Origin of the sequence: Ensifer sp. Root142, assembly GCF_001426785.1 — a bacterium.
GTDB classification, from domain to species: Bacteria; Pseudomonadota; Alphaproteobacteria; order Rhizobiales; family Rhizobiaceae; genus Ensifer; species Ensifer canadensis.
The window spans coordinates 242,941-269,079 of sequence record NZ_LMFK01000047.1 but is presented as its reverse complement, the minus strand read 5'-3'; the positions used below and the strand labels follow the sequence as shown (position 1 = coordinate 269,079).

28 protein-coding genes are annotated in these 26,139 nt (G+C 62.5%); 13 read left to right on the top strand and 15 right to left on the bottom strand.

The genetic code is table 11. The annotated features are described in order from the left end of the window. Positions 1–26: 26 nt before the first annotated feature. The 9 genes from ASD52_RS33425 to ASD52_RS33385 all read right to left on the bottom strand — a co-directional run bounded on the left by ASD52_RS33425 (position 27) and on the right by ASD52_RS33385 (position 5,979). Complete coding sequence (locus ASD52_RS33425; RefSeq protein WP_025426411.1) at positions 27–269, bottom strand: hypothetical protein; 243 nt, start codon at positions 267–269, stop codon at positions 27–29. Positions 270–525: 256 nt separating this feature from the next. Beyond that, positions 526–1,506, bottom strand: coding sequence for an NAD regulator (locus ASD52_RS33420; protein WP_107028447.1), 981 nt, complete (start codon positions 1,504–1,506; stop codon positions 526–528). A 1-nt stretch (position 1,507) separates the two neighbouring features. Continuing rightward, positions 1,508–2,047 (bottom strand): tyrosine phosphatase family protein, encoded by a 540-nt coding sequence (locus tag ASD52_RS33415; protein ID WP_057226535.1) that lies wholly within the window; start codon positions 2,045–2,047, stop codon positions 1,508–1,510. A gap of 1 nt (position 2,048) precedes the next feature. Next, a complete protein-coding gene (locus ASD52_RS33410; protein WP_025426414.1) occupies positions 2,049–2,657 on the bottom strand; it encodes an HD family hydrolase in 609 nt (202 codons plus the stop codon). Further along, positions 2,654–3,499, bottom strand: coding sequence for a folate-binding protein YgfZ (locus ASD52_RS33405; RefSeq protein ID WP_025426415.1), 846 nt, complete (start codon positions 3,497–3,499; stop codon positions 2,654–2,656). The genes ASD52_RS33410 and ASD52_RS33405 overlap by 4 nt, the downstream gene beginning before the upstream one ends. Positions 3,500–3,840: 341 nt before the next feature. Next, positions 3,841–4,611 (bottom strand): hypothetical protein, encoded by a 771-nt coding sequence (locus tag ASD52_RS33400; RefSeq protein ID WP_025426416.1) that lies wholly within the window; start codon positions 4,609–4,611, stop codon positions 3,841–3,843. Positions 4,612–4,627: 16 nt separating this feature from the next. Continuing rightward, positions 4,628–4,897 (bottom strand): hypothetical protein, encoded by a 270-nt coding sequence (locus ASD52_RS33395; protein ID WP_025426417.1) that lies wholly within the window; start codon positions 4,895–4,897, stop codon positions 4,628–4,630. Positions 4,898–5,056: 159 nt separating this feature from the next. Beyond that, complete coding sequence (locus ASD52_RS33390) at positions 5,057–5,509, bottom strand: TIGR02301 family protein (RefSeq protein ID WP_025426418.1); 453 nt, start codon at positions 5,507–5,509, stop codon at positions 5,057–5,059. Continuing rightward, positions 5,509–5,979, bottom strand: a complete 471-nt coding sequence (locus ASD52_RS33385) for an NUDIX domain-containing protein (protein ID WP_025426419.1) — start codon at positions 5,977–5,979, stop codon at positions 5,509–5,511. The genes ASD52_RS33390 and ASD52_RS33385 overlap by 1 nt, the downstream gene beginning before the upstream one ends. A gap of 58 nt (positions 5,980–6,037) precedes the next feature. Between ASD52_RS33385 and ASD52_RS33380 the strand changes: the two genes are divergently transcribed. Next, positions 6,038–6,817, top strand: a complete 780-nt coding sequence (locus ASD52_RS33380) for an SOS response-associated peptidase (protein ID WP_038576820.1) — start codon at positions 6,038–6,040, stop codon at positions 6,815–6,817. A 13-nt stretch (positions 6,818–6,830) separates the two neighbouring features. Here the strand turns inward: ASD52_RS33380 and ASD52_RS39195 are convergent, their stop codons facing one another. Further along, entirely contained in the window at positions 6,831–6,977 is a 147-nt protein-coding gene (locus ASD52_RS39195) for a hypothetical protein (protein WP_162174732.1), read from the bottom strand. Between the two features lie 522 nt (positions 6,978–7,499). Between ASD52_RS39195 and cysS the strand changes: the two genes are divergently transcribed. The 8 genes from cysS (at position 7,500) to rarD (ending at position 14,634) form a co-directional block, all read left to right on the top strand. Beyond that, a complete protein-coding gene (cysS, locus tag ASD52_RS33375) occupies positions 7,500–8,891 on the top strand; it encodes a cysteine--tRNA ligase (RefSeq protein ID WP_025426421.1) in 1,392 nt (463 codons plus the stop codon). Positions 8,892–9,001: 110 nt separating this feature from the next. Next, complete coding sequence (locus ASD52_RS33370; protein WP_025426422.1) at positions 9,002–9,382, top strand: VOC family protein; 381 nt, start codon at positions 9,002–9,004, stop codon at positions 9,380–9,382. Positions 9,383–9,394: 12 nt separating this feature from the next. Next, positions 9,395–9,886, top strand: coding sequence for a GFA family protein (locus ASD52_RS33365; protein WP_025426423.1), 492 nt, complete (start codon positions 9,395–9,397; stop codon positions 9,884–9,886). Further along, positions 9,883–10,359, top strand: coding sequence for a GFA family protein (locus tag ASD52_RS33360; RefSeq protein ID WP_057226533.1), 477 nt, complete (start codon positions 9,883–9,885; stop codon positions 10,357–10,359). Before ASD52_RS33365 ends, ASD52_RS33360 begins: the two co-directional genes overlap by 4 nt. Continuing rightward, entirely contained in the window at positions 10,356–10,853 is a 498-nt protein-coding gene (locus ASD52_RS33355; protein WP_025426425.1) for a GFA family protein, read from the top strand. The genes ASD52_RS33360 and ASD52_RS33355 overlap by 4 nt, the downstream gene beginning before the upstream one ends. A 2-nt stretch (positions 10,854–10,855) precedes the next feature. Next, entirely contained in the window at positions 10,856–11,818 is a 963-nt protein-coding gene (gene pip / locus ASD52_RS33350; protein WP_025426426.1) for a prolyl aminopeptidase, read from the top strand. Between the two features lie 26 nt (positions 11,819–11,844). Further along, on the top strand, positions 11,845–13,461 hold the full coding sequence (gene cimA, locus ASD52_RS33345) for a citramalate synthase (RefSeq protein ID WP_025426427.1): 1,617 nt from the start codon (positions 11,845–11,847) through the stop codon (positions 13,459–13,461). Positions 13,462–13,695: 234 nt separating this feature from the next. Continuing rightward, on the top strand, positions 13,696–14,634 hold the full coding sequence (rarD, locus tag ASD52_RS33340; protein WP_025426428.1) for an EamA family transporter RarD: 939 nt from the start codon (positions 13,696–13,698) through the stop codon (positions 14,632–14,634). 176 nt (positions 14,635–14,810) lie between these two features. Here rarD and ASD52_RS33335 read toward each other — a convergent pair whose 3' ends face one another. Next, a complete protein-coding gene (locus tag ASD52_RS33335; RefSeq protein WP_025426429.1) occupies positions 14,811–15,431 on the bottom strand; it encodes a TIGR00730 family Rossman fold protein in 621 nt (206 codons plus the stop codon). Positions 15,432–15,674: 243 nt separating this feature from the next. Here ASD52_RS33335 and ASD52_RS33330 point away from each other — a divergent pair, with 243 nt between their 5' ends. The 4 genes from ASD52_RS33330 (at position 15,675) to pssA (ending at position 21,254) form a co-directional block, all read left to right on the top strand. Continuing rightward, positions 15,675–17,441 carry a LysM peptidoglycan-binding domain-containing protein gene (locus ASD52_RS33330; protein ID WP_025426430.1) on the top strand — a complete coding sequence of 589 codons (1,767 nt, stop codon included), beginning with the start codon at positions 15,675–15,677 and terminating at the stop codon, positions 17,439–17,441. 219 nt (positions 17,442–17,660) lie between these two features. Continuing rightward, positions 17,661–19,553, top strand: coding sequence for an ABC transporter ATP-binding protein/permease (locus ASD52_RS33325; RefSeq protein WP_025426431.1), 1,893 nt, complete (start codon positions 17,661–17,663; stop codon positions 19,551–19,553). Positions 19,554–19,667: 114 nt separating this feature from the next. Continuing rightward, entirely contained in the window at positions 19,668–20,366 is a 699-nt protein-coding gene (locus ASD52_RS33320; RefSeq protein WP_025426432.1) for a phosphatidylserine decarboxylase, read from the top strand. A gap of 9 nt (positions 20,367–20,375) precedes the next feature. Next, positions 20,376–21,254, top strand: coding sequence for a CDP-diacylglycerol--serine O-phosphatidyltransferase (gene pssA / locus ASD52_RS33315; protein ID WP_025426433.1), 879 nt, complete (start codon positions 20,376–20,378; stop codon positions 21,252–21,254). 240 nt (positions 21,255–21,494) lie between these two features. On the opposite strand, the gene ASD52_RS33310 is transcribed toward pssA, so the two are convergent. The 4 genes from ASD52_RS33310 to radA all read right to left on the bottom strand — a co-directional run bounded on the left by ASD52_RS33310 (position 21,495) and on the right by radA (position 26,044). Continuing rightward, positions 21,495–22,235, bottom strand: coding sequence for an SDR family NAD(P)-dependent oxidoreductase (locus tag ASD52_RS33310; RefSeq protein ID WP_025426434.1), 741 nt, complete (start codon positions 22,233–22,235; stop codon positions 21,495–21,497). Between the two features lie 12 nt (positions 22,236–22,247). Then, positions 22,248–23,738, bottom strand: coding sequence for an amidophosphoribosyltransferase (gene purF / locus ASD52_RS33305; protein ID WP_025426435.1), 1,491 nt, complete (start codon positions 23,736–23,738; stop codon positions 22,248–22,250). Positions 23,739–23,882: 144 nt separating this feature from the next. Beyond that, positions 23,883–24,506 (bottom strand): CvpA family protein, encoded by a 624-nt coding sequence (locus tag ASD52_RS33300; RefSeq protein WP_025426436.1) that lies wholly within the window; start codon positions 24,504–24,506, stop codon positions 23,883–23,885. A gap of 134 nt (positions 24,507–24,640) precedes the next feature. Then, positions 24,641–26,044 carry a DNA repair protein RadA gene (radA, locus tag ASD52_RS33295; protein WP_025426437.1) on the bottom strand — a complete coding sequence of 468 codons (1,404 nt, stop codon included), beginning with the start codon at positions 26,042–26,044 and terminating at the stop codon, positions 24,641–24,643. Between the last annotated feature and the right edge of the window lie 95 nt (positions 26,045–26,139).

Sequence of the window (26,139 nt, the reverse complement as noted above, 5' to 3'; positions counted from 1 at the left end):
GGCCGTCGGCGCAGTTGAGGCCGACGCTAGCGCTGCATGATGAAGGGGCAGACGACGCGTTTGTCGATGGTGATCTCCGTGCCGCAGTCATAGCGACAGATCTTGAACTGCCCTCGCATGTCCTGGCCGTTGAGGTTGCAGATCGTCACCTGGCCGCGGCCCATCTGGTTGTTCTTGAAATAGTCGGGGATCGCCTTGTTCCCCTGCGGGTTCGGCAGGAGAGGCTGGTCCGTCAGGAGGCTGGTGAGCAGCGCAAGCGCAAGCAGCATGTGTTCTTCCCTAAAGCATTTCCAGAAAAAGTGCGGAGCGATTTTCCGTTCGGAAATGCGTTAAAACAAAGAGGTAGAGTGCTTCTTTGACTCCGTTTCAACCGGAAGCGCTCTAGCCGGCCACAGAGCCGGCACCATATCCAATTGAACGAATGTAGCGCGCATTGGCCGAAGTGTTAGATGCAGTCCGCACATTAAACCCGCCGCAACGATGTCATCGCCAGCATAAATCCCCAGTCGTTTCTGCCTGCGCGTTTCATGCGGAGGATGAGCGGCCGCCCACCTTGAGGCCGGGTGCGGGCCGTTCGTCGAGGATTTGCCGGCGGAAGCGGAACAGCGCCGCAGGCCTGCCGCCGGTCGACGCCAGCGTCATGCCGGTCGGCTCGACCAGCTCCGCACCTTCGACCAGACGCCGAAAATTCTGCTTGTGCAGGTGGCGGCCGGAAATGGCCTCTACCGTTGCCTGCAGATCGGTGAGGGTGAATTCGGGCGGCATCAGTTCGAAAATGACCGGCCGATATTTGATCTTGCCGCGCAGGCGGGCGATCGCCGTTGCGACGATGCGGCGGTGGTCGTGGCGCATGGCCTGCCCGGCGGCAGCGTTGTCCTGCTCCCGGCTGCGGCCGTCAATCACCGCTTCGCGCACGAGACCGGCCTCGTAGAGCAACTCGTAACGCTCCAGCACCCGTTCCTCGTCCCAGGGGAAATCGTCGAGGCCGAAGGCAAGCCGGATGCGTGCGCGCCGCTGCGCGCTTGGCGCCATGCGCTCGTCGTCTGATGTGGCAAGCTCCCACCGCGAGAGCGCGGGCAAAATCAGCTGGTCGAGGATGGCAGGGCGGCCCTGCCGCCAATCCTCCCACGGCAGGTAGCCGTACCAGTCGCGCCAGTGCGCGCCGGCCTCGGCCAACCGCTCGGTGTTCTCGGTATCGGTTCGCGTCAGGGCGAGATAGCCGACCGAGACCATGTGCTTGCCTTCTTCGCCCGGCAGGCGCTGCCGTCCGCGGTCGCCGAAGGTGTAGAGCTGCTCGATATAGCCGAGCTTGAGCGCCGTGCGTTTTTCCACGCGGTCGCGCAGACTGGTCTCGAAGGTGCGGTGAAGAGCAGGGTCGAAGGGGCCGAAGGGCAGGCTGTCCCTCGCGTCGCCATCCGCCTCGTTGACGGCCAGGATGCGCGGGCTGCGGCTGACGACGGCAACGATGGCCGCGTTGAGACCGATTTCGACGGTGACGGCCCGCATCTCAGTCGCCAACATTGGCTCCCTCGGCTACAAGCGGCAGCACGAAGGGAACATTGCCGTCCGTGTCCGCACCGCGGCCGATCGAGCGTACGGCAGCGACCAGCCGCCCGCCGCGCGACAAGACAGTGTCGCCGATTTCGACAAGCCGCGTATTCGGCGTCGCATAGGGAGAGGCGAACCGCAGCCGCTCGACCAGTTCTCGGTCGTCCTGCTCAGGCTCCACCGCAAGGGCGGCGATAAGGGCAGCGGCCGGCGACCTCGAAACGCCCATCCAGCAATGAACGAGCATCGGCCGCGAACGGTCCCAGCCCTTGGCGAAGACGACGATCTGCTGGACGTGCTCTTCCTGCGGAGCGATGAGCCCACCGGTACCGGCGAAGCTGATATCGTTCATTCCCAGCGTCAGGTGCCGCGCCTTGGCAATGACGGCCGGACGGTGGAAGTCCTGGCCCTTGGCGACCAGGCTCAGCATCTCGGTGCAGCCGTGGCGCACAGCCATCTCGGCGATGCGGGCAAGCGGCGATACGACGATCTGGGGCATCTCAGGCATCCACCTTCGCAGCGGCGCGTTCCGCCTCGAGCGTGGCAAAACGCTCGGTAAACAGACGCTGGGCCTCTATGGCCGGCAGGGGGGCGATCAGCAGGCTGTCGCGGGTGATGCCGCGCGGCTGCCCGAAGAACTTTCGCGCCTCCTCGGTCGAAAAGCCGGCAAGCGCAGTCGCCTCGAAATAGGCGGCAATATGATCTGCCTTCTTGATCCGGTCCTTCAGATCCTTGGCGCAATGGGCAGGCAGACCGAAGCGCAGGTGAATGGCGCTTTCCAGCCTCTTTTCGACCAGCTTGTAGCCGCCGCCGACCACGGCCTTGAAGGGGGAGATCATATCGCCGATCACATACTCCGGGGCGTCATGCAGCAGCGCCATCAGGCAGTCGTCGGCGTTGCACTTGTAGCTCCGGCGAAAGATGTCCTCGACGATGAGGCTGTGCTGGGCGACGGAGAAGGCGTGGTCCCCGGCCGTCTGGCCGTTCCACCGGGCAACGCGGGCAAGACCGTGGGCGATGTCGGTGATCTCGACATCGAGCGGTGACGGGTCGAGCAGGTCGAGCCGCCGGCCGGAGAGCATGCGCTGCCAGGCGCGTGCCGAGGTCACGCGCTTGCCTCGTCGGCGGTGGTTGGGAAGGCAAGCCCGGTCCATTCCGGCAGGGTCAACGTCACAGTCACGTCGCCCGCGAGCAGGTCGACGCCGTTGGCCATCGCTTCGCCGGCCTTATCGATGCGCACGATCGCGAGGGCCGAAGTGCCACGCACTGTGCCGAGCGTGCCGATCGACTTGCCGTCTGCCGTTATCGCTGTGCCGGTCGGCGGGAGCGCCGATGCACCGGCGACGATTACGACGCGACGGCGCTGCGTGCCGCGGTGCTGCATGCGCGAAACCACTTCCTGACCGACATAGCAGCCCTTGCGGAAGGAGAGCGCACCATTCTTGTCCATTAGCACATCATGCGGGAAGGCGTCCTGCAGCGCATAATCGGGGCCGGAAACGGCAATGCCGGAGACGATCCGGAGTTGGTCGAGGTCGGCATTAGAGGCTGAGTCCGCTTCGCTCTCACCATAGAAGCGGAAAACGGTGGCGCCGGCCTTCTCGAAGCGGTGGTCGCGAAATCCCTCGGCCAGCGGCTCGTCGAAGGCAATGACAGTGGGTGTGGAGGTGTCGAGCGACAGGGTCACCGCCGAGCGCAGCTTGTACATGGTCAGCCGCTTCAGAAGCGCTTCGGCCTGATCCGCAGTCGTTTCCAGCCTGAAGCCGTCGCCGTCGCGGGAAATCATGAAATCGAACAGGATCTTGCCCTGCGGCGTCAGCAGCGCGCCTGGCCTCGCCTCGTCAGGGGCGAGGGCATCGAGATCGGTGGTGATCAACCCCTGGAGAAGATCTTCCGCATCCTTGCCGGAAACGGAGACGATCGCGCGGTCGTCGAGGCGAACTCTGGGCATGGCTCGATTCCTGTTCACATTGCCGAACAGGTAGGATGTTCAGGGATGAACGGCAAGCGTATCGCCGGCGCTTAGAGCACTTCATCTTTAAACGGAAGCAATTCTGTTGGCTCAAAACGGCCGTTCCACACGAAGGATGGCGCTGAGCGATGCGGATCCATCGGGCAAGCCATCCGACACAGTGGGCGGCCGTTTTCAGCCAACCCTAAGGGCCGGATGAATTTCGGCCATTACCGGCGGCGGCCGTCTCGACCGCAGCTTCTGCTGCGCTCTTTGCCAGCCGCCTTGGTCCTGGCCGAAATTCCTTCCGGCAGAATGCTTCTGTTTAAAGATGAAGTGCTCTAGTCGCCGGCGATGAAAAATTTCCACTTCCCGTCGGGCATGATGCCGACACGATAGAAGTTGTAACTGCCGAATTCTTCCATGTCCGCGAAATCGCCTGCCGTCACCAGCCGGAAGAGGTCGACTTTCTCAGGGGCGGTCAGCGAGGCCAGCGGCTTTTCGGCGAAATAGGGCCAGACATAGGCTTCCTGTGGCGTACCTTTGTCGACCTGGACGAAGCTGGTCGAAAGAACGTCGAGCAGGATTGCCAGGATCTCGACGCCATCCTGGTCGCCCGACAGGCTTTTCAGGATCGCGATCGGATCTTCATCGGCGCTGACGCCAGTGACCTGGGTCTGGGTCGGGCCTTTGCCGAGCAGGGGCCGCAGCCGCTCGATATCGCCGGAGGCAGCCGCCTCGACGATCAACTCGCGCATGCGCGCCACAGGCGCCGGTATCTTGGAGACGTCGCTGAGCACTTCTACGGGTTCGACCGTCTTCGGCTCTTCGGCGGCCTGATCTTCCTTCGTTATGGTAACCGTCTTTTTGATCAGCGGGTCCGGCATCGGGATTTCGAGCGGGAGCTTTTCTTCCTGATCCGGTTCGTCGTCCACAGGTTCGGCTGGCGGAGGAGGAGTATTCTGGTCGCTTGCGACTGCGTTGGGCGCTTCCTGCAATTCGCTGAGCGCGAATGCGGGCGACATCATAACCGGAACGCAGAGAGCGACACCGGCCAGAAGCAGCGTAACAAGGCGAACCGGAGAGGTCCGGTTGGCATGGTTCCGGCTCATAAGGGCAGTCCTGATATTACTGAAGCGAGCGTTGGGGCGAAAATTCACCGGCGAGCATGCGCTCGCGAAGCGAATTGAGCATCGCTTCCGCACCTTCTTCACCATGAAGCCGAACGGTTTCCCGCATGGCTAGAGCGATGGCCGCATCGGCGATGATTTCTGGCTCGATGCCATCAGCCATGCCGTCCGCCCAGGCCTCGTTCTGGTGTTCCAGCGCTGCCTGCATTTTCTCGTGGACGATCATGTCATCGATGTCGGTCAGGCTTGGTTCCATCATTCGTTCCATGCGACTTCCATTGCTGCAAGTGGCTCACTTTAACGTCGTCCGGCTGAACCCCAACTGAACGACTGTGACCCGGTTGTCACTTCTTACCACTCTCTTAACGAACTTAGCAGCCTTTTCCCGAAACGACACGGGGTCGTGAGAAAAGAGGTTAATTTATTGCTAATTTCCAAAGCGAGCGACGATTTCTGACGCAAGTGTTGCTCCTTCGGCACGATATCGCTGTTCCGCGACGATCGCCGGCTGCGTGCAGGTCGTGTAGACAGAGGCAAAGGTGCGATACCCCCGGTTGAAGGCGGCGGTCATCCGCTCGCGCCTTTTTTCCTCGTTGGCCGTTTCCTTGTCGATCAGCTGCTGCATCGAGCGCCGCCAGACATCCTCGGGCTCTTTTACGCAGAGATTGCGCAGATAATGGACCGATCCAAGCACCTCGGCGAGGCGAATCAGCCGTTGGTCATAGGGTGTCGGCTTCTCCTCGACGACAGCAGGTGCGGGTGCTTGCGTCTGCGTCTTGTCCTGCGGAGGTGCAGCCGTCTTCTGCGACGCAGCGGCCGTCGCCGTGGCAAGCAGCAGTGTTGTCACAGTCAGGCGGATGATGGTCGGGCCGAATGTCATCATCCCTTCAAGTCCGAATCGACGGCTGTTTCAAGGCATCCGCCCGTCTTTGCGTTGGCTGCAGCCTGGGCGGCCAGTTTTTCCACGCATTCGCGAACACTGTCGGGAATGGGAAGCGCAAAGATCTTGTCCGGCGTGAACCATCCGAGGCCGGCTGCGTCGTCGCTGGCAACAGCGACAGCCTTCGCGTCCGCCTGCGCCTTGAAGACGGAGAGGAAGAAATGCCGACCCTCGGATTCTTTGCCCGGCAGATCGTAGGTTTCAAACAGCACGGGGTTGTCGGCACAAATGCCGGTCTCTTCCTGCAATTCGCGCAGGGCCGTCTGCTCCGGCGTCTCTCCCGGCTCGGCCCGGCCGCCGGGAAAAGCGTACATGTCGGCCGACGGCGGATTGGCGCGCCGCACAAGCAAGTAGCGGCCATCGCGTTCGAGAATGACGGAGGAGGCGAGTTCGGGCTGTTTCGGCATGATGGAATCAATTTCGATCGGTATCGTTGACCCATCCTACGTGAAGTGCCACATCCATGTCATGTGCGGACGTTTTGCGCTGACGGCGACCCCGGAAGAATTGATGGAGCTGTTCGGCCTGCTGGAAAGCGACGACTTTCCGGTGCGCTTCAATATTGCGCCGACGCAGCCGATCATCGTCGTGGTCGCCGCGGATCGCGCCGGGCCGGGCAGCAATCTGCCGGAGCGCAAGGCCCTTCTCGTTCGCTGGGGCTTCACGCCCGGCTGGGTCAAGGACCCCAGGGACTTTCCGCTGCTGATCAATGCCCGTGCCGAGACGGCGATCGAAAAGGCATCGTTTCGCGCCGCGATGCGCCATCGGCGCGTTCTCGTCCCGGCATCCGGCTTCTATGAATGGCATCGCCCCGCAAAGGGCAGCGGCGAGGCGTCGCAGGCCTATTGGATCCGTCCTCGAAAAGGGGGCATCGTCGCCTTTGCCGGCCTGATGGAGACCTGGTCTTCCGCCGATGGCTCCGAAGTCGACACTGCTGCAGTGCTCACCACCAGCGCCAATCCCGCGATTGCCCCCATACATGACCGCATGCCGGTGGTGATCCAGCCGGAAGATTTCGCCCGCTGGCTGGATTGCAAGACGCAGGAGCCGCGCGACGTCCTCGATCTGATGGTGCCGGCGTCGGAGGATTATTTCGAAGCGATCCCTGTATCCGACAAGGTCAACAAGGTGGCGAATGCGGGGGCCGATATCCAGGAGGCGGTCATCCCGCAACTGGTGCCGAAAGCGCCCGTGAAGGACGACAAGAACGGGGACAAGCCCGACGACGGGCAGATGTCCCTATTCTGAATCTCATGGGTACTTAGGCCGTCTGCTTCTTCAGCTTGGCGGTGGGCTTTGCCTTCACCTGCAGGGCAGCGGCCAGCACGGCCTTGAGACCAAGCGGACGGTACTGTTGAACCAGATCGGCGGGTGTCTTGGCGATGTCGGTGGTCTTGGCGGTCTTCACGTGCATGCACTCCTTGATGCTTTTCCTGGACCGGAAACGCCTCGTTCTCGCTTGCCTACTGCATGTTTCCTTAAATCGTATCCGATTCAAGGATAAGAACATGCAGCAATTCAAAGGGCTACAGCGACCTTGGCGCGTCCGATAAGACGCGCGGCGCTGTAGGCGACAACGACGCTCCTCCTCATTTTCTCCGGAGACAGGAACCGTGGCGCAGGGCCAAGCTGCACCGCGAATCTCTTTCCCGCGTGGCGATCCCAGATAAGCCAAATCGTGACAAATCCATGACCATGCCTCAGCTTGGATAGTTGGCTGTGCTTCGCATGCGGCTCACCACTTGACCGGCGCCATGCGACGCGCGATAAGTGTGGCCATGAAAACGGTTACCTGCATTATCTGCCGGAAGATTATTCGCTAGCGCTTCGCTGGCCTGGCCGTTTTCGTCTCCCGAAATCCAAGATGACAAACGTGCGGGCCTCCCGGGCGCCGTATTTCTGACGGTCGCATGCGTATTGGAGATTTGGAATGGGCGGAGTGCCGACACTTAAGCTGTACAACACGCTGACGCGGGAGAAGGTCGATTTCCGGCCGATCGATCCTGACAATGTCCGCATGTATGTCTGCGGCCCGACCGTCTACGACTATGCCCATATCGGCAATGCGCGTCCGGTCATCGTTTTCGATATCCTGTTCCGGCTGCTGCGCCATGTCTATGGGCCGCAGAGGGTGACCTATGTTCGCAACATCACCGACGTCGACGACAAGATCAACGCGCGGGCCCTGCGCGACTATCCCGGCCTGCCGCTGAACGAGGCGATCCGGCATGTGACCGAGAAGACCGAGACGCAGTTCCTCGAAGACGCCAAGTCGCTCGGCTGCCTTGATCCTGATGTCGAGCCGCGCGCCACCGACAATATTCCGCAGATGATCGACATCATCGACAAGCTGATTGCCAAGGGCCATGCCTACAAGGCCGGTGGCGAGGTGCTGTTCGATACCAGATCGATGCCGGATTACGGGCAGCTTTCCAAGCGCAATCTCGACGAGCAGCAGGCCGGTGCCCGCGTCGCCGTCGAGGTGCACAAGAAACACCCGGGCGATTTCGTGCTCTGGAAACTCTCGGCCGACAACGAACCGGGCTGGGAAAGCCCATGGGGCAGGGGGCGTCCGGGCTGGCACATCGAGTGCTCGGCCATGAGCGGGCGTTATCTGGGCGAGGTCTTCGATATCCACGGCGGCGGGCTCGATCTCATCTTCCCGCACCACGAGAACGAGATTGCCCAGTCGCGTTGCGCTCACGGCACGGATGTGATGGCGAATGTCTGGATGCACAACGGCTTCCTGCAGGTCGAAGGCCGCAAGATGTCGAAGTCCGAAGGCAACTTCGTCACCATCTACGAATTGCTGCACACCGAAAAATTCGGCGGCCGGAAGTGGCCGGGCGACGTGCTGCGCCTTGCCATGCTGATGACCCACTACCGCGAGCCGATCGATTTCTCGATCAAGCGCCTGGAGGAGGCCGAGCATCTGCTGTCGAAATGGCCGGTGCCGGGCGACGCCAAGGGCGAGGTCGATCCGGCCATCGTTACGGCGCTGTCCGACGACCTGAACACGGTGGCGGCGGTTCAGGCGCTGCATGCGCTGGCGCAGAAGACCGCCAGCGATCCAAGCCTGAGGGGCAGCTTTGCCGCCAGCGCGTCGCTGCTCGGCATCGTGCCGCAGGCGGTCGAACTCGACGAGGCCGTCGTGCACGAAGTCGATGGCCGCGTCAGGGCACGTCTCGAATTGCTGAAGGCCAAGGATTTCGCTGCGGCCGACAGAATCCGTGACGATCTGCTCGCCCAGGGCATCCAGTTGAAAGACGGCAAGGACCCGGCGACTGGCGAGCGCCTGACGACCTGGGAAGTGAAGCGATGAAGACGGCCTGCCATCCCCTATTGCCCTTGGATGCCGACGGTGTCCGGGCAGGGGACGGCGGTCGCAGCTTGACGGCATGAGGAGAGGCGCATGAAGGAGGAGTTCGTGCAATGATCGATCATACTGGTATCTCGGTTGCGGATTTCGACAAGGCGAAGTCGTTCTACGACGGGGCGTTTGCGCCGCTTGGCGCCTCCCTCCTGATGATGGTGCCGGCCGAGCACACCGGCGGCGTCAAGGTCGGCGGTTACGGTCGCGAACGTCCGGTCTTTTGGTTGCATGAGGCGGCCGCAGGTCCGGGCAGGCACTATGCTTTTACCGCACGCAGCCGCAGCGAAGTCGATGCCTTCTACGACGCAGCTCTTTCTGCCGGCGGCCGCGACAATGGCAAGCCGGGACTGCGCCCGCACTACCACCCGGATTATTATGCCGCCTTCGTCTTCGATCCCGACGGCAACAACATCGAGGCGGTCTGTCATGTGTCGACTTGAGGAGACGTTGCGATGAGTCTCGACAACAGGCCGTATCATACCGGCGGCTGCCAATGTGGTGCCGTGCGTTTCCGCGTCGAGGGCGTTCTCGGCGACGCTTCCGTCTGCCATTGCCGCATGTGCCAGAAGGCGAGCGGAAACTTCTATCTGCCGTTGGTGTCGGTGCGTGGCGCTACCGTCAACTGGACGCGTGGCGAGCGCAAACGCTTCCAGTCGTCCAATTTTGGCTGGCGTGGATTTTGCGGTGATTGCGGCACGCCTCTAACCTATGAGGCGCCCGATGGCATGGCGCTGGCGATTGCTGCCTTCGACGAACCTCAGGGGATCGTGCCGACAATCCAGTGGGGCATCGAGGCTAAGCTGCCCTATGTCGATCAAGTGCCTGAATTGCCGGGGGAGGAGACGTTGGCCGATGCCGACGCCGTGGCATTCCTTGCCGATCTCGTTTCCTACCAGCATCCTGATCATGACACCGAAACCTGGCCCCCGGAGGACGAGAAATGACCGATACAGTGCGAACAGGCGGATGCCAGTGCGGCGCGGTCCGTTTCCGCATTCGGGGACAACTCGGCCGTCCGTCGATCTGCCATTGCCGCATGTGCCAGAAGCAGTTCGGCGCCTTCTTCTCGGCGCTGGTGACAGCGCCGACGGATGGCGTCGAGTGGACGCGCGACGAGCCGAGCTACTTCCAATCCTCGGTCAATATCGATCGTGGTTTCTGCCCGAAATGCGGCACGCCGATGATCTACCGCCATCCCGGCGGCATGGAAATCGCCATCGGCACGTTCGATGATCGCAGCGATCTGGCCCCGCAGATACAGGTTAATTATGCCTCGCGGCTCCCCTGGGTCGAGACCATCTTCGACCAGCCGGTGCTGACGGATCCGGATTTCTATAGCAGGCAGGAGAGTGTCATTTCCTTCCAGCATCCCGATCACGACACCGAGCAGTGGCACCAACCGGGAGTGTTCCGATGACGATTTCGCGCATCTTTACCGGCGGCTGCCAGTGCGGAGCGATCCGCTACCGCGCCGAAGGCGTGCTGGCGGATGCGCATATCTGTCACTGTCGCATGTGCCAGAAGGCCGCCGGCAATTATTTCATGCCGCTCGCCAACATCGCGCGCGACAATTTCGACATCACCCGCGGGCAACCCTCATGGTTTCGCTCCTCGCATCTGGTGCGCCGCGCCTTCTGCCACGATTGCGGAACGCCGCTCTTCTATGACATGCCGGACGAGGATTTCCTCAACATCGTGCTCGGCTCGCTCGATGATCCAGACGATCTGCCACCGGTTTATCAGTCTGGGGTAGAATCGCGCATGGTTTGGTTCTCGCGGCTTGCGAAGCTTCCCGAAAGGCAGACCGACGACGGCACCGAGCTTTCCGCCACCCGGCACCTGCTCGTGCTCGAAACGAACCGCCAGCATCCCGATTACGATACGGTGCACTGGCCACCGATGAGAGACTGAAGATGACTGCTCAATTGCGTACGCTCTACCCGGAAATCGAACCCCATGCGTCGGGTCACGTCGACGTCGGCGACGGTCATTCGGTCTATTGGGAACGGGTAGGAACGCCAGGCGCAAAACCGGCGGTGTTCCTGCATGGCGGGCCGGGCGGCACGATCTCGCCCAACCATCGCCGGCTGTTCGATCCCAAGCTTTACGACGTGACGCTGTTCGACCAGCGCGGTTGCGGCATGTCGAAGCCGCATGCGGAGATCGAAGCCAACACCACCTGGCACCTCGTCGCCGATATCGAACGTCTGCGCGAGATGGCAGGGGTCGAGAAATGGCTGGTGTTCGGCGGCTCCTGGGGATCGACCCTGGCACTCGCCTATGCGGAAAAGCACCCGGGTCGGGTGACGGAACTGGTGCTGCGCGGCATCTATACCCTGACCAAGGCCGAGCTCGACTGGTACTATCAGTTCGGCGTCTCGGAGATGTTTCCGGACAAATGGGAGCGGTTCATCGCGCCGATCCCGGAGAATGAGCGGCACGAGATGATGCGTGCCTATCACCGGCGCCTGACCAGCGACGACAGGGCGACGCGTTTGGCAGCTGCCCGGAGCTGGAGCATATGGGAAGGTGAGACGATCACGCTGCTTCCGGAACTGTCGACCAGCGGCCGTTTTGAGGAGGACGAGTTTGCCGATGCCTTCGCGCGCATCGAGAACCACTTCTTCGTCAATGCCGGCTGGATGGACGACGGCCAATTGCTGCGGGATGCCCATCGTCTGCATGGCATCCCCGGCGTGATCGTCCAGGGCCGCTACGACATGCCATGCCCGGCAAAATATGCCTGGCAGTTGCACAAGGCCTGGCCCGAGGCTGAGTTCCACCTGATCGAGGGGGCAGGGCACGCCTATTCCGAACCCGGTATCCTCGACCGGTTGATCCGCGCCACTGACAAATTCGCCGGCAAGACCGAATAACGACTGAGCATTATTGGAAACGAGCCATGACCAGGGAACGCATCTACCTCTTCGACACGACGCTACGGGACGGGCAGCAGACGCCCGGCATCGACTTTTCCGTCGAGGACAAGATCGCGATTACCACCCTGCTCGACGATTTCGGCATGGACTATGTCGAAGGCGGCTATCCCGGGGCAAACCCGACCGATACGGAGTTCTTCAAGCGCAAGCGCACGAAGAAGGCCTCCTTCGTCGCCTTCGGCATGACCAAGCGCGCTGGCGTTTCCGCCTCGAACGACCCGGGCCTTGCCGCCCTGCTCGAAGCAAACACCGACGCGATCTGTCTCGTGGCCAAGAGCTGGGATTACCACGTGGCGGTGGCGCTCGGCTGTTCCAACGAGGAAAACCTCGACAACATCCGGGCTTCCGTCGCAGCCGTTGTCGGCGCCGGCCGCGAGGCCATGGTCGACTGCGAGCATTTCTTCGACGGCTACAAGGCGAACCGCGCCTATGCGCTTGCCTGTGCGCAGACTGCCTTCGAAGCGGGCGCACGCTGGATCGTGCTTTGTGATACCAATGGCGGCACCCAGCCGCACGAGGTGCGCGAGATCGTTTCGGCTGTTATCGCCGCCGGTGTGCCCGGCGCCAGTCTCGGCATCCACGCCCATAACGACACGGGGCAGGCGATAGCCAATTCGCTTGCAGCCGTCGAGGCCGGCGTCCGCCAGATACAGGGAACGCTGAACGGCATCGGCGAGCGGTGCGGCAACGCCAATCTGGTGACGCTTATCCCCACCCTCGCGCTGAAAGAGATCTATTCCAGCAGGTTCGAAACGGCGATCGATTCCGACCGCCTGCAGGAACTGACGAAGCTCTCGCATGCTTTCGACGAACTATTGAACCGCTCGCCGGACATGCAGGCGCCCTATGTCGGTGCCTCGGCCTTTGCCACCAAGGCCGGCATTCACGCCTCGGCGCTTCTGAAGGATCCACGCACCTACGAGCACATCGCCCCTGAAAGTGTCGGCAATCTGCGCAAGGTCATGGTGTCCGACCAGGGCGGCAAGGCGAACTTCATCAACGCGCTGAAGCGGCGGGGGATCGTGGTTGGCAAAGACGATCCCAAGCTCGACAAGCTGATCGCGATCGTCAAGGAGCGCGAGGCGACCGGTTATGCCTATGAGGGCGCCGATGCGAGTTTCGCGCTGCTGGCCAGCCGCATCCTCGGGACGGTGCCGGATTTCTTCCACGTCGAAAGCTTCCGGGTGATGGTCGAACGTCGGTTCGACGCCAACGGTCATCTGAAAACCGTGTCGGAAGCGGTCGTCAGGGTCGTCGTCGATGGCGAAACCATGATGTCGGTGGCCGAAGGCCACGGGCCGGTCAATGCGCTCGATCTGGCCCTGCGCAAGGACCTCGGCAAATACCAGTCGGAGATCGAAGACCTGGAGCTTGCGGACTACAAGGTCCGTATCCTCAACGGCGGGACCGAGGCGATCACGCGCGTTCTGATCGAATCGACCGATGGCACGGGCGCGCGCTGGTGGACGGTCGGCGTCTCCGACAACATCATAGATGCCTCGTTCCAGGCGTTGATGGACAGTATCATTTTCAAGCTGTTGAAGAATCGCGACCATGTCGGACTGATCGCCGCCGAGTAAGCGCCTGCTTCAGGTGAGGGAGAGCATAGGCACCCCGCTGGGCGTCGTTGCTCTTGCCTAAAGTATGAGCAAAATTCACCATCCGTTCACGGAAATGAATTGGTGCATTGATGGTCATTGGAGTACGACGCCCCATGGAAGGGTTCGTCGGCCGGTAAGGCTGCACCTTCGATTGCGACCGGAGCGGGCGTCATCGCCAAGACAGCCTCCGGCGACTACATCAGGAAAAATGTCATGGCCGAGCCGAACGCGAAAGTACCCGCAGAAAACACCGATTCCGCCAAGGGCTTCGCCTTTGCGCTCACGGCCTATCTGCTCTGGGGATTCCTGCCTTTCTTCATGAAGGCGATCGCCCATATCCCGGCGCCGGAAGTGGTTGCGCACCGCATCGTCTGGTCGGTTCCGCTCGCGGGCCTCGTGCTGGTGTGGCTTGGGCGCACGGAAGACGTCAAGGTCGCCCTTCGTTCACCGCGCATGTTGCGCATGGCGGCTCTCACTGCCGTGCTCATCACCATCAACTGGGGTATCTATGTCTGGGCGATCGGTGCTGGTCGCGCGATCGAGACGGCGCTCGGCTATTACATCAATCCGCTTTTCTCGATTTTCCTCGGCGCTCTGTTGCTGAAGGAAAAGCCAAGCCCGGCGCAGATGGTGGCGATCGCGCTGGCCGCTGCCGCCGTTGGCGTACTCGCCTTCGATGCCGGCGGTCTGCCCTGGGTGTCGATCGGGCTCTGCCTCTCCTGGGGCTTCTACGCCTTTTTCCGCAAGACGCTGCCGATCGGGCCGAACCAGGGCTTCTTCCTCGAAGTGCTGCTGCTCAGCGTTCCAGCGATCGGCTACATCATCTGGCTCGAGGCGACCGGCCAAGGGCACTTCGGCGACACGGGCATGACTGACGTGCTGTGGCTGATGTCCTGCGGCATTGTCACCGCGATCCCGCTGATGATCTATGCCAATGGCGCCAAGCTGCTGCGGCTGTCGACCATCGGCATCATGCAGTATATCGCGCCGACGATGATCTTCCTGATTGCCGTCTTCGTCTTCCACGAGCCTTTCGGCACCGCAAAGCTGATCGCCTTCGCACTGATCTGGGCCGCATTGGTTATTTATTCCGGCGCCATGCTGGCACAGAGCCGCGCCCGTCGCGCCGAACAGGTCAGCCCGGCCGAATAAGACACTACAGCGCCGCGCGTCGTGTTAGACGCGCAAAGGCCGCTGTAGCACTTTGAATTGCTGCATGTTTTTATCCTTAAATCGAATGTGATTTAAGAAAACATGCAGTAGGCAAGAATGGAAAAAGGCGCGTCCGTCAGGCGCGCCTTTTCTGATTTTGGGGGTGTAACACAGGCCTAAAGGCGGGAGATGATCTCGGCTTCGCCTTCGCGGCCGTTTGCGCCGCTAGCGGCCGCAAGGATCGCCGGCACGATGTCCTCGGCCTTGTCGACGACAAGCGGCTGGACGAGGTGGGCCGTGTGAACGAAGCCTTCAGCGCGCATGTGCTGCAGCAGGTCCAGCATCGGCTTCCAGAAATCGTTCATGTTGCCGAAGACCATCGGCTTGCGGTGACGACCGAGCTGCGCCCAGGTCATGATCTCGACGATCTCTTCCAGCGTGCCGATGCCGCCCGGCAGGGCGACAAAGGCGTCCGCCCGCTCGAACATGGTGTGCTTGCGCTCATGCATGTCGGCGGTGACGATCAGCTCGTTGAGCTGGCCGAGCGAATGGCGCGTCGCTTCCTTGTCCATCAGGAATTCCGGGATGATGCCGGTGACCTCGCCGCCATTGGAAAGCACGCCGCTGGCGACCGCTCCCATGATGCCGCGCGTGCCGCCGCCATAGACCAGACGCAGGCCATGGTCGGCGATCGAGCGGCCGAGCGCGCGGCCGGCTTCCATGTAAATCGGGTCGCGCCCGGGCTGCGAACCACAGTAGACGCAGATGGATCGAATCGTGCTGGTTTCAGTGCTCATCCGGTCAAAAAGCATTGCAGCGCAGCAAGGGTCAAGAAAAATGAGGGGAAAGCTTGGTTCGCGGCGCCTGCAGCAGGGGCGGCTGCTTGTCTGCTACACTAGGAAACGCTAGCAATTTCAGGGATCGATTGAAGAAATTGGGCGGGTAGCTCGCAGTTGCGCTATAATGACCGCGCAAGCCCCGCGCCTTAGGCCGATGAGAGGGCATGCGCGGAGCGTCGCTCCGCTCCTGTGGAGAGTGGCATGATCAAGAACAAGGCCGGCTGGGTGGCCCTTACTGTCCTTGCGGCAGCAACAGCGTTGATGGTTTTTGTAGTTCAACCGAATTTGCGTGACGGCAAGGAAGCCTCGGCCGATGGCACGGCAAACGCTCCGGCCCAAACCGGTGACGCGGCATCGTCGACCGGCGGGCCTCAGCCCACTTCGGACTCGGCGAAGTCCGATGACGCCAGCAAAATGGCGGAGCCGCAACAGGCGGCAAGCGCCGCTGACGCGAAATCACCGGTCGAGGATGCATCTATTCCCGGTTTTGACGTGCTGCGCGTCGAGCCCGATGGTTCGACCGTTGTTGCCGGCCACGCCGCACCCGGTTCCAAGCTGGAAATCCTCAACGGCGCGACGATCGTCGGAACGGCTGATGTCGGCGTGACCGGCGATTTCGCCGCCGTCTTCGACAAGCCGCTTCCGGCCGGGGACTACCAGCTGACCCTGCGCGCGGTCGGCGAAGACGGCGTTGCCAAGAATTCGCAAGAAGTCGCAACGGTTTCCGTTCCAAAGGACCCGACCGGCCAATTGCTTGCCATGGTCTCTAAGCCCGGCACTGCCAGCCGGCTGCTCACCACGCCTGACGCGCTGGCGGGCGTTGCGCAGACGGCTGACGCGCCTGCTTCGCAGCCGGCCGCGGCGACATCCGCCGATGTGGCGTCTGCAACGCCGCAGACGACGAGCGACGCAACGGCGGCAAAGCCAAACGGCGCTGCAGGGCTGCAGGTCACCGCCGTCGAGATCGAGGGCGCCAAGATGTTCGTCGCCGGTAGCGCAAAGCCCGGTGCCGTCGTTCGCATCTACGCGGACGACAAGCTGCTCGGCGAAATGAAGGCGGATGACAAGGGCCACTTTGTCGTAGACGGTCAGATCGACCTTGCGGTCGGCAGCCACATCATCCGTGCAGACATGTTGAGCGAGGACGCAAGCAAGGTCGTCATGCGCGCATCGGTGCCGTTCGACCGCCCGGCCGGTAGCCAGGTCGCAGCTGTTGCCGGCCCGGTTTCGGCCGCCGCGACAGCCGGCCTCGACGGGCTGCGTGCCGAAGCCGGCAAGGCGCTCGCGCTGCTGAAGGGGCTTTTCTCCAATGGCAAGGTGCCGACGGGCGAGCAACTCGCGGCAGCACGCTCAGCAAGCGAATTCGCACTGAAGTCGCTGGCCGATTTCAGGCTCGCCGACAATTCCGATCAGGCGCTCGCAGGCGAGGTCGCCCGGACAGCAAAGGCTGCTGCCGATGCGCTGGCCGTGCTGAAGGAGGCCCCGCAGGATGCCTCAAGTGTCGCTGCGGCCCTAACCAAGGTCGAAGCCTCGGTCGGTGCAATCCTTGCTGAACGCGGCAGTGTCACGCCGGCGGTTGCCAACACCATCGCATCGGGCGAGATCGCCGAGGCTTCCGGCGCGTCGAAGGTCAAGGGTGCCGGCAGCTCGATCACCAATGACGTCGCCGCTGCGCAGCCTTCCATGGCCTCGACTGAAACCCAGGCTCAGCCGGCAACGGTGGAGCAGGCGCCGCTGAAGGAAAGCAAGAGTTCCGTGATCATCCGTCGCGGTGATACGCTCTGGCAGATCTCACGGCGTGTCTATGGCGCGGGTGTTCGCTACACCACGATCTACCTCGCCAACCAGGCACAGATCGAAAACCCCGATCGCATCCGCCCTGGCCAGGTCTTCGGCGTTCCCGATCAGGCACTTTCCGATGAAGAATCGCGCGAAATTCACAAGAAGCACATGAAACACGAGCAATAGGCTGTTCATCGACATCATCGCATTGCGGCAGTGTCGACGGAGACCTATTTGTCAAAGAAGGCGGCGTCTTCAACGAGACGCCGCTTTTCATTGGATGGCGATGATGTGCCCCGATGTCCTTGCCCAAAGGTTCGAGGCGCGGAGCCGCAACTGCGCGACGCCGGTGGATTGGCATGACCGTCCGCCCGGGCGTGCGAAAGAGTGAAGGCGGATCAAGACGTGGCACCTCAGAACCAGACGAAGACGATTTCCGCCGATACGAGCAACCCGTTTCGAACCATCGTCAACCTGTGGCCCTACATGTGGCCTTCAGATCGGGCTGATCTGAAGCTTCGAGTCGTCTGGGCGACGATCATCCTGGTGATTGCCAAGGTCGTCCTCATCCTCGTTCCTTATTTCTTCAAGTGGGCGACGGATGCGCTGAACAACAAGCCGGATGCACTGGGCTTCCTGCCGCAGTTCCTGGGCGGCGCAGTCATGCTGGTGCTTGCCTATAACCTCGCGCGTTTGCTGCAGGCGGGGCTCAACCAGTTGCGCGACGCGCTGTTTGCCAGCGTCGGGCAGCATGCGGTCCGGCAACTCGCCTACAAGACCTTCGTGCATATGCACCAGTTGTCGCTGCGCTTTCATCTCGAGCGACGCACCGGCGGCCTGTCGCGCGTGATCGAGCGCGGCACCAAGGGCATCGAGACCATCGTTCGCTTCACCATTCTGAACAGTGTACCGACGCTGATCGAATTTTTGCTGACCGCCGTGATCTTCTGGTGGGGCTACGGTTTCAGCTACCTGCTGGTCACGGCCATCACCGTCTGGCTCTATATCTGGTTTACGGTCAAGGCGAGCGACTGGCGCATCGCCATCCGCCGCTCCATGAACGACAGCGACACCGACGCCAACACCAAGGCGATCGACTCGCTCTTGAACTTCGAGACCGTCAAGTATTTCGGCAACGAAGAAATGGAAGCCAAGCGCTTCGACAGATCCATGGAGCGCTATGAGAAGGCGGCGACCCAGGTCTGGACCTCGCTCGGCTGGCTCAACTTCGGCCAGGCGATGATCTTTGGCGCTGGCACGGCAGTCATGATGGTCATGTCCGCGCTCGCGGTGCAGCGCGGCGAGCAGACGCTCGGGGACTTCGTCTTCATCAACGCCATGCTGATCCAGCTGGCCATTCCGCTCAATTTCATCGGCTTCGTCTATCGCGAAATCCGCCAGGGGCTGACCGACATCGAACACATGTTCGATCTGCTCGACGTCGAAGCCGAAGTGGTCGACCGCCCGGATGCGCGGCAGCTCGCCATTGCAAACGGCGCCATCGCCTTCAAGGACGTGCACTTTGCCTATGATGCAGCGCGACCGATCCTGAAAGGCATCAGCTTCGAGGTGCCTGCCGGCAAGACCGTTGCCGTCGTCGGCCCGTCGGGGGCCGGCAAGTCGACGCTGTCGCGGCTTCTTTATCGCTTCTACGACGTGCAACAGGGCACGATCACTATCGACGGGCAGGACGTGCGCGGTGTGACACAGAAGAGCCTGCGCGCCGTGATCGGCATGGTGCCGCAGGACACCGTGCTGTTCAACGATACCATCGCCTACAACATCCGCTACGGACGCGTTTCGGCAACCGAGGAGGAGGTTGTCGCTGCGGCTGAGGCGGCACAGATCGCGACCTTCATCCAGTCGCTTCCCGAAGGGTTTCAGGCAATGGTCGGCGAGCGCGGCCTCAAGCTTTCGGGCGGCGAGAAGCAGCGTGTCGCCATCGCCCGTACGATCCTGAAGGCACCGCCGATCCTCATCCTCGATGAGGCAACTTCCGCGCTCGACACGCGCACGGAACAGGAAATCCAGTCGGCGCTCGACGTGGTTTCCCGCAACCGCACGACACTGGTTATCGCCCACCGGCTTTCGACGGTCATCAATGCCGATGAGATCATCGTGCTCAAGGATGGCGTCATCGCCGAGCGCGGCACGCACGGGGAACTGATCGATCGCGACGGACTTTATGCTTCCATGTGGAGCCGCCAGCGCGAGGCGACCCAGGCGGAAGAACAATTGAAGCGTGTGCGCGAGAGCGACGACCTCGGTATCGTCACGCGTGGCGAGCCGGCCCTATGACGGCCATGTCTTGTCGCTGATCGCGACGCGTTTTGTCGCTGTCGGGCGGGCAGCGTTGCCGCGGGCGGCATTTCGCGCTAGGTCACGTTCCACAGCAAATTTGGAGTAGAGTTCATGAGCTTGGTCAATACGGTGCGCAACACGCTGGTCCCGGTGCACAAGGAAGGCTATCGCTTCATCGCGATCTTCTTCGTCGCGTCGCTGGTGCTGGGCTTGCTGTGGGAGCCGCTGATGTGGATCGGCTTCCTGCTCACCGCCTGGTGCGCCTATTTCTTCCGTGACCCCGAGCGCATGACGCCGATCGACGACGATCTGGTGATCAGCCCGGCCGATGGCCGCGTTTCGTCGATTGCCATGGTGACGCCGCCGGAAGAGCTGGGTCTTGGTTCCGAACCGATGCTGCGCATCTCGGTCTTCATGAACGTCTTCAACTGCCACGTGAACCGTGCGCCGATGACCGGCACCATCAGCCGCATCGCCTACCGCGCCGGCAAGTTCGTCAACGCCGAACTCGACAAGGCCAGCCACGAGAACGAACGCAACGGCCTCGTCATCCAGACGAAGCATGGTGAAATCGGCGTCGTACAGATCGCCGGTCTGGTTGCCCGCCGCATCATCTGCTGGAAGTATGAAAACGGCTCGCTCGACGCCGGTGAGCGTTTCGGCCTCATCCGGTTCGGCTCGCGCCTCGACGTTTTCCTGCCTGATGGTGTCGAGCCCCGCGTCAGCCTCGGCCAGACCGCGATTGCCGGTGAAACCGTGCTTGCCGAATTCGGCTCGGCCAAGGGCCCGGTCATCAGCCGTCGCGCATAAGGAGCCCCTATGGAAGGTCCTCAACAGGAAAACCCAGCCGAACCGCCGAAAGTCGCGGGCGAGGCGAACGGTTCAAGCGATACCGGTCGCGGCCCTCGACTGCGCGAGATACCGCTGCGCCTGATGATCCCGAACATGATCACCGTGCTGGCGATCTGCGCAGGTCTCTCCGGCATTCGGCTCGCCTTCGAAAACCGCATCGAGCTCGCCGTTGCCATGGTGTTGCTTGCGGCCTTTCTCGACGGTATCGACGGTCGCGTCGCGCGCCTGCTGAAGGCGACGTCGAACTTCGGCGGCCAGATGGACTCCCTCGCCGATATCATCAACTTCGGCGTGGCGCCGGCGCTCGTTCTCTACGTCTTCATCCTGGATCAGGCCCGCTCGATCGGCTGGATTGCGGCGTTGATCTACGCGATCGCCTGCGGCCTGCGATTGGCCCGCTTCAACGTCATGGCCGAGCGCCAGTCCAAGGCAGCGTGGCAGTCGGAGTATTTCGTCGGCGTGCCTGCGCCGGCGGGTGCCATGCTGGTGCTGCTGCCGGTCTATCTCGGCCTGCTGGGCTTGGCACCTGAGCGCACCTTCGCGCTGATCGCATCGGGCTACACCGTGCTGATTGCCTTCCTGCTGGTCAGCCGTCTGCCGGTCTGGTCGGGCAAGTCGGAAAACAGCCGCGTTCGCCGCGATCTCGTCCTGCCGGTCATTCTCGTCGTCGTCTTTTATGTCGCGACGCTGATGACCTACACCTGGGAGACAATGGCGGTGACGGCGCTTGGCTACCTGATCACGCTGCCGTTCGGCGCGCGCTCGTGGCAGCGCAAGTATGGCGGCGACTGGCCCGCCCATCCCGCCCATGGCGGCGACGGCCTGCCGGGCGACAAGGTCGACTGAAGCATGTCGCAAAAGTGCGCGGCGGTTTTGCGATAACAACATGCGCAAAACGAGAGCTTAAAGCGCGGTAAGCGAATCCTACAGCGCCGCGCATCTTATTAGACGCGCGGCGCTGTAGCGCTTTGAATTGCTGCACATGCAGTAGAGATCGCGGCGCGCATTAACGCTGAATGTCAGCGCAAAATAAAAAGGCCACCGTGGAAACACGGTGGCCTTTTTGATCTCGGCTTTGTGGTGACGTCACTCCGGCAGGCGGTAGTCGACGATCTTCTTTTCGCGAACGATGTAAAGCTTGCCGGTCTCGGTCTGGTCCGGGCCGACCAGTGGCAGAAGCTCCGCCGCGACCTCGGAGGGGTGCGGCACGGTCTCCGGATCTTCACCGGGCATCGCCTGGGCGCGCATCGCGGTGCGGGTTGCGCCCGGATCGACGCTGAGGATGCGCAGCGGTAGTCGCTGTGTCTCTCCGGCCCATGTGCGGGCGAGCGCTTCGACGGCGGCCTTGGAGGCAGAGTAGGGGCCCCAGAACGGCTTGCACTTGTGGGCAGCGCTAGAGGAGAGAATGAGCGCACGTCCGGCATCGGACTTGATGAGCAACGGCTCGAGCGTGCGGATCAGGCGCCAGGTGGCATTGACGTTGATGTTCATCACCTTCTCGAACACCTTGGCCTCGACATGGCCGATCGGCGAGATGGTGCCGAGCACGCCGGCATTGGCGACCATGATGTCGAGTTTGCCCCAGCGCTCGTTGATCGCGCCGCCGAGCTTGTCGATCGCAGCCATGTCGGCGAGATCGAACGGAACGAGCGTTGCCGAGCCGCCGACCGCCTTGATCGCGTCATCCAGCTCTTCGAGGCCACCGACGGTGCGGGCGCAGGCGACGACGTGGGCGCCAGCCTTGGCGAGTTCGAGGGCCGTGAAATAGCCGATACCGCGCGATGCGCCGGTGACGACGGCGACCCGGTCTTTCAAATTGATCGTCATTTTATTGTCTGATTATCCGTTGCTGGCGAGAACCGAGAGTTTGCGGACATTGCTGGCGCCTTCCTGGTCGAGAAGGCGGGTCGGATAGTCCCCGGTGAAATAGTGATCGGTGAACTGCGGCGACTTGAGATCGCGCTTGATGCCGCCCACAGCCTCGTAGAGGCCGTCGATCGACAGGAACTCGAGCGAGTCCGCGCCAATGAAGCGGCACATGGACGCAAGGTCGGCATGCTGGTTGGCGAGCAGCTTGTCGCGGTCCGGCGTGTCGATGCCGTAGAAGTCCGGATGGAAGATCATCGGGCTGGCAACACGCACATGCACTTCGCGTGCACCGGCATCGCGGATCATCTGCACGATCTTGACCGAGGTGGTGCCGCGAACGATCGAATCGTCGACGAGCACGACGCGCTTGCCCTCGATCATCGCGCGGTTCGCCGAGTGCTTCAGCTTGACGCCGAAGGCGCGGATCTGCTGCGTCGGCTCGATGAAGGTCCGGCCGACATAATGGTTGCGGATGATGCCGAGCTCGAAGGGAATGCCGCTCTGCTGTGCGTAGCCGATTGCGGCGGGCGTACCGCCATCGGGAACCGGGACGACGACATCGGCCTCGACAGGGGCTTCCTTGGCCAGGTTCTGGCCCATGTTCTTGCGCGCCACATAGACGTTGCGGCCGCCGACGACCGAATCCGGACGGGCGAAATAGACGTATTCGAACAGGCAGAGCCGCTCCGGTTGCGGAGCCAGCGGCTTGCGCGAATCGATCGAGATCGAGCCGTCGGGCTGGATCTCGCAGATGATGATTTCGCCATTCTCCACGTCGCGCACGAACTTGGCGCCGATGATGTCGAGTGCGCAGGTTTCCGAGCAGAAGATCGGCTTGCCGTCGAGGTCGCCCATGACGAGCGGGCGGATGCCGTGCGGGTCGCGGGCGGCGATCAGCTTGGTGCGTGTCAGCGCCAGCATCGAGTAGCCGCCCTCGACCTGCGCGATCGCATCGGCGAAGCGGTCGGTGGTCGAAGCGTGCTTGGAGCGGGCGATGAGGTGGAGGACAACTTCGGTGTCGGAGGTCGACTGACAGATGGCGCCGTCCGAGATGATCTGGCGGCGCAGCGTCAGGCCGTTGGTGAAGTTGCCGTTATGGGCAATCGCGATGCCGCCTTCATGCAGCTCGGCAAAGAGCGGCTGGACGTTGCGCAGCGCCACTTCGCCTGTCGTCGAGTAGCGCGTGTGGCCGATGGACATGAAGCCCGGGAGCTTCGCGAGCGTTGCGGGATCGGTGTAGTGATCGCCGACGAGACCCATGCGCTTTTCGGTGCAGAACTGCTTGCCGTCGAAGGTGACGATACCGGCGGCCTCCTGGCCGCGATGCTGGAGCGCATGCAGGCCGAGCGCCGTCAGCGCCGCCGCATCCGGGTGCCCCAGGATGCCGAAGACGCCGCACTCTTCGTGCAGGGTATCGCCATCGAGTTCGTCATGGATTTCCGTGGATCTCAGATCGGTCATCACAGTCGCCTTTGCTCCGTGCCGGTGCGCATATCGTGATCAGGCCCGCCGTCTTCAAGCGATCTTAGCTGAAAACGGACACAAGCGTTATTCCCAAAAGGACAAAGCCCGCGCAGCGGGCTTTGTCGGCAGTTCTTCCATGTCTCAGCCGTTGGTGGCCGGGGCGTCGTCAACGGGCGCCTGGTCGGGCGAACCCGACGGTGCCTGTCCGGGCGTGCCGGCCGGGGTCTCGCCTTCGCCTTCGCCGGTCGTGTCCTTGCCGCGCAGGCGGTCGAGGATGGTGGCGTCGGCTTCCTCGGGCAGAAGCGCGATCAGCTTGTTGCCGAGATTGTCGAGAAGCGGCTTGGACTTCGCCTGCGTGACCCAACCCGGCTGCTGCTGCGGAGCGACCAGCCAGTTGAAGAACAGCATGGCGACGACCACGAGCAGGATGCCGCGCGCGGCGCCGAAGAGAAAGCCCAGCGTGCGGTCGAGCGCGCCGATGCGGCTGTCGATGATGAAATCGGCGACGCGCATGGTGATGAAGGAAATGATGATCAGCGCAACCAGGAAGATCACTGCCGCCGAGCCGATCAGCGCGACCGTGTCGCTGCTGGTATACTGCTTGGCATAGGGCAGGAGGTGCGGGTAGAGGAAGTAGGCCGCCGCCGCCGCGCCAACCCAGCTGGCAACCGACAGGACTTCGCGTGAGAAGCCTCGGACCATTGCCAGGATTGCTGAAAACAGCGCGACGCCGAGAACGATACCGTCGAGAATTGTAATGGGCATTTTGTCCTTACTCCGAACCCGGTTCGTCCGGGTCTCCTCAAGCCTATCCGCCGTCGGCCCTGCCTGATGTTCAGGGCATTGTTATGAGCCTGCTCAGAAGGCGTCCCGTGGAGCCGCTTGCAGCACCCGCACCTTCAATCTGCATCCTCTGCCGGTCTCAAGGCGTTTCGCGATCCCGCGATGCGCGCCACCAGATCCGGCAGGCTTTCCAACTCGCTCCACCGGCCATTGCCGTTCTTCGGCAATTCGGTCGAGGCAGCTGGCAGAACAGCCTGCGAGAAACCGAGCTTCTCGGCTTCCTTGAGGCGTTGAGCGGTATGCGCAACCGGCCGGATGGCGCCCGACAAGCTGACTTCGCCGAAATAGACGCAATCAGCCGGAAGGGCAAGCCCGGCAAGCGACGAAACCAGTGCGGAAGCCACAGCCAAGTCGGCGGCAGGCTCGGAAATTCGGTAGCCGCCGGCGATGTTGAGGTAGACGTCGTGCTGCCCGAGCCGCACGCCGCAATGGGCTTCAAGCACCGCAAGGATCATCGAGAGGCGGGCGGAGTCCCAGCCGACGATGGCACGGCGCGGCGTGCCGAGCGAGGTCGGCGCCACCAGCGCCTGCACCTCAACCAGGATCGGCCGTGTTCCCTCCATGCCGGCAAAGACGGCGGCCCCCGGCGATTTTTCGTTGCGCTCGCCGAGGAACAGTTCCGATGGATTGGCGACCTCGCGCAGACCCTTGTCCGACATCTCGAAGACGCCGATCTCGTCCGTCGGCCCGAAGCGGTTCTTCACTGTTCTCAAGATGCGGTAGTGATGGCCGCGGTCGCCTTCGAAATAGAGCACGGCATCGACCATGTGCTCGACCACGCGGGGACCGGCGATCTGGCCTTCCTTGGTGACGTGGCCGACGAGCACGACGGCGGTTCCCGTCTGCTTGGCAAAGCGGATCATCGCCTGCACGCCGGTCCGCACCTGGGTCACCGTGCCGGGCGCCGAATCGACGATGTCGCTCCAGAGTGTCTGGATCGAGTCGATGATGACGAGATCGGGGCGCTTGCCCTCGGCAAGCGTCGCGAGAATGTCCTCGACGTTGGTTTCAGCTGCCAGCAGCACGTCGCTGTCGGCAGCACCCAGCCGTTGGGCGCGAAGGCGCACCTGGGCCACGGCCTCTTCACCCGAGACATAGATGACACGGTGTTTCTGGCGCGCAAGGGCCGCTGCCGCCTGCATCAGCACTGTCGATTTACCGATGCCGGGATCGCCGCCGATGAGGAGGGCAGAGCCGCGAACGAAGCCGCCGCCGGTGGCGCGGTCGAGCTCGGATATCCCGGTCTGGATGCGCGGGGCGTCCTCGATTTCACCCGATAGCGTGGTGAGCGCAACCGGGCGCCCCTTCTTCGGCGCGCGGGACGGGCCGCCGCCGATGCCGGCTGTCGGGTCGTCCTCGATGATCGTGTTCCATTCGCCGCAGCCCTCGCACTTACCGGCCCAGCGGGTATGGATGGTGCCGCAGTTCTGGCAGACGAATTGTGTGCGGGCTTTCGCCATCGGCAACGACTTTCACAGTGCGGAGACTTTCGACGTGCCGTCTGTGGCGGCACTGCCGGTGATCGGAGAATCACTTTTGCCTTCACATAATGCCG

Bases quoted from the DNA above. Each gene is read 5' to 3' on its own strand.
- ASD52_RS33425 (WP_025426411.1), bottom strand. From the start codon at position 269: ATGCTGCTTGCGCTTGCGCTGCTCACCAGCCTCCTGACGGACCAGCCT.
- ASD52_RS33420 (WP_107028447.1), bottom strand. From the start codon at position 1,506: ATGCGGGCCGTCACCGTCGAAATCGGTCTCAACGCGGCCATCGTTGCC.
- ASD52_RS33415 (WP_057226535.1), bottom strand. From the start codon at position 2,047: ATGCCCCAGATCGTCGTATCGCCGCTTGCCCGCATCGCCGAGATGGCT.
- ASD52_RS33405 (WP_025426415.1), bottom strand. From the start codon at position 3,499: ATGCCCAGAGTTCGCCTCGACGACCGCGCGATCGTCTCCGTTTCCGGC.
- ASD52_RS33400 (WP_025426416.1), bottom strand. From the start codon at position 4,611: ATGAGCCGGAACCATGCCAACCGGACCTCTCCGGTTCGCCTTGTTACG.
- ASD52_RS33395 (WP_025426417.1), bottom strand. From the start codon at position 4,897: ATGGAACGAATGATGGAACCAAGCCTGACCGACATCGATGACATGATC.
- ASD52_RS33390 (WP_025426418.1), bottom strand. From the start codon at position 5,509: ATGACATTCGGCCCGACCATCATCCGCCTGACTGTGACAACACTGCTG.
- ASD52_RS33380 (WP_038576820.1), top strand. From the start codon at position 6,038: ATGTGCGGACGTTTTGCGCTGACGGCGACCCCGGAAGAATTGATGGAG.
- cysS (WP_025426421.1), top strand. From the start codon at position 7,500: ATGGGCGGAGTGCCGACACTTAAGCTGTACAACACGCTGACGCGGGAG.
- ASD52_RS33370 (WP_025426422.1), top strand. From the start codon at position 9,002: ATGATCGATCATACTGGTATCTCGGTTGCGGATTTCGACAAGGCGAAG.
- ASD52_RS33365 (WP_025426423.1), top strand. From the start codon at position 9,395: ATGAGTCTCGACAACAGGCCGTATCATACCGGCGGCTGCCAATGTGGT.
- ASD52_RS33360 (WP_057226533.1), top strand. From the start codon at position 9,883: ATGACCGATACAGTGCGAACAGGCGGATGCCAGTGCGGCGCGGTCCGT.
- ASD52_RS33355 (WP_025426425.1), top strand. From the start codon at position 10,356: ATGACGATTTCGCGCATCTTTACCGGCGGCTGCCAGTGCGGAGCGATC.
- pip (WP_025426426.1), top strand. From the start codon at position 10,856: ATGACTGCTCAATTGCGTACGCTCTACCCGGAAATCGAACCCCATGCG.
- cimA (WP_025426427.1), top strand. From the start codon at position 11,845: ATGACCAGGGAACGCATCTACCTCTTCGACACGACGCTACGGGACGGG.
- rarD (WP_025426428.1), top strand. From the start codon at position 13,696: ATGGCCGAGCCGAACGCGAAAGTACCCGCAGAAAACACCGATTCCGCC.
- ASD52_RS33335 (WP_025426429.1), bottom strand. From the start codon at position 15,431: ATGAGCACTGAAACCAGCACGATTCGATCCATCTGCGTCTACTGTGGT.
- ASD52_RS33330 (WP_025426430.1), top strand. From the start codon at position 15,675: ATGATCAAGAACAAGGCCGGCTGGGTGGCCCTTACTGTCCTTGCGGCA.
- ASD52_RS33320 (WP_025426432.1), top strand. From the start codon at position 19,668: ATGAGCTTGGTCAATACGGTGCGCAACACGCTGGTCCCGGTGCACAAG.
- pssA (WP_025426433.1), top strand. From the start codon at position 20,376: ATGGAAGGTCCTCAACAGGAAAACCCAGCCGAACCGCCGAAAGTCGCG.
- ASD52_RS33310 (WP_025426434.1), bottom strand. From the start codon at position 22,235: ATGACGATCAATTTGAAAGACCGGGTCGCCGTCGTCACCGGCGCATCG.
- purF (WP_025426435.1), bottom strand. From the start codon at position 23,738: ATGACCGATCTGAGATCCACGGAAATCCATGACGAACTCGATGGCGAT.
- ASD52_RS33300 (WP_025426436.1), bottom strand. From the start codon at position 24,506: ATGCCCATTACAATTCTCGACGGTATCGTTCTCGGCGTCGCGCTGTTT.
- radA (WP_025426437.1), bottom strand. From the start codon at position 26,044: ATGGCGAAAGCCCGCACACAATTCGTCTGCCAGAACTGCGGCACCATC.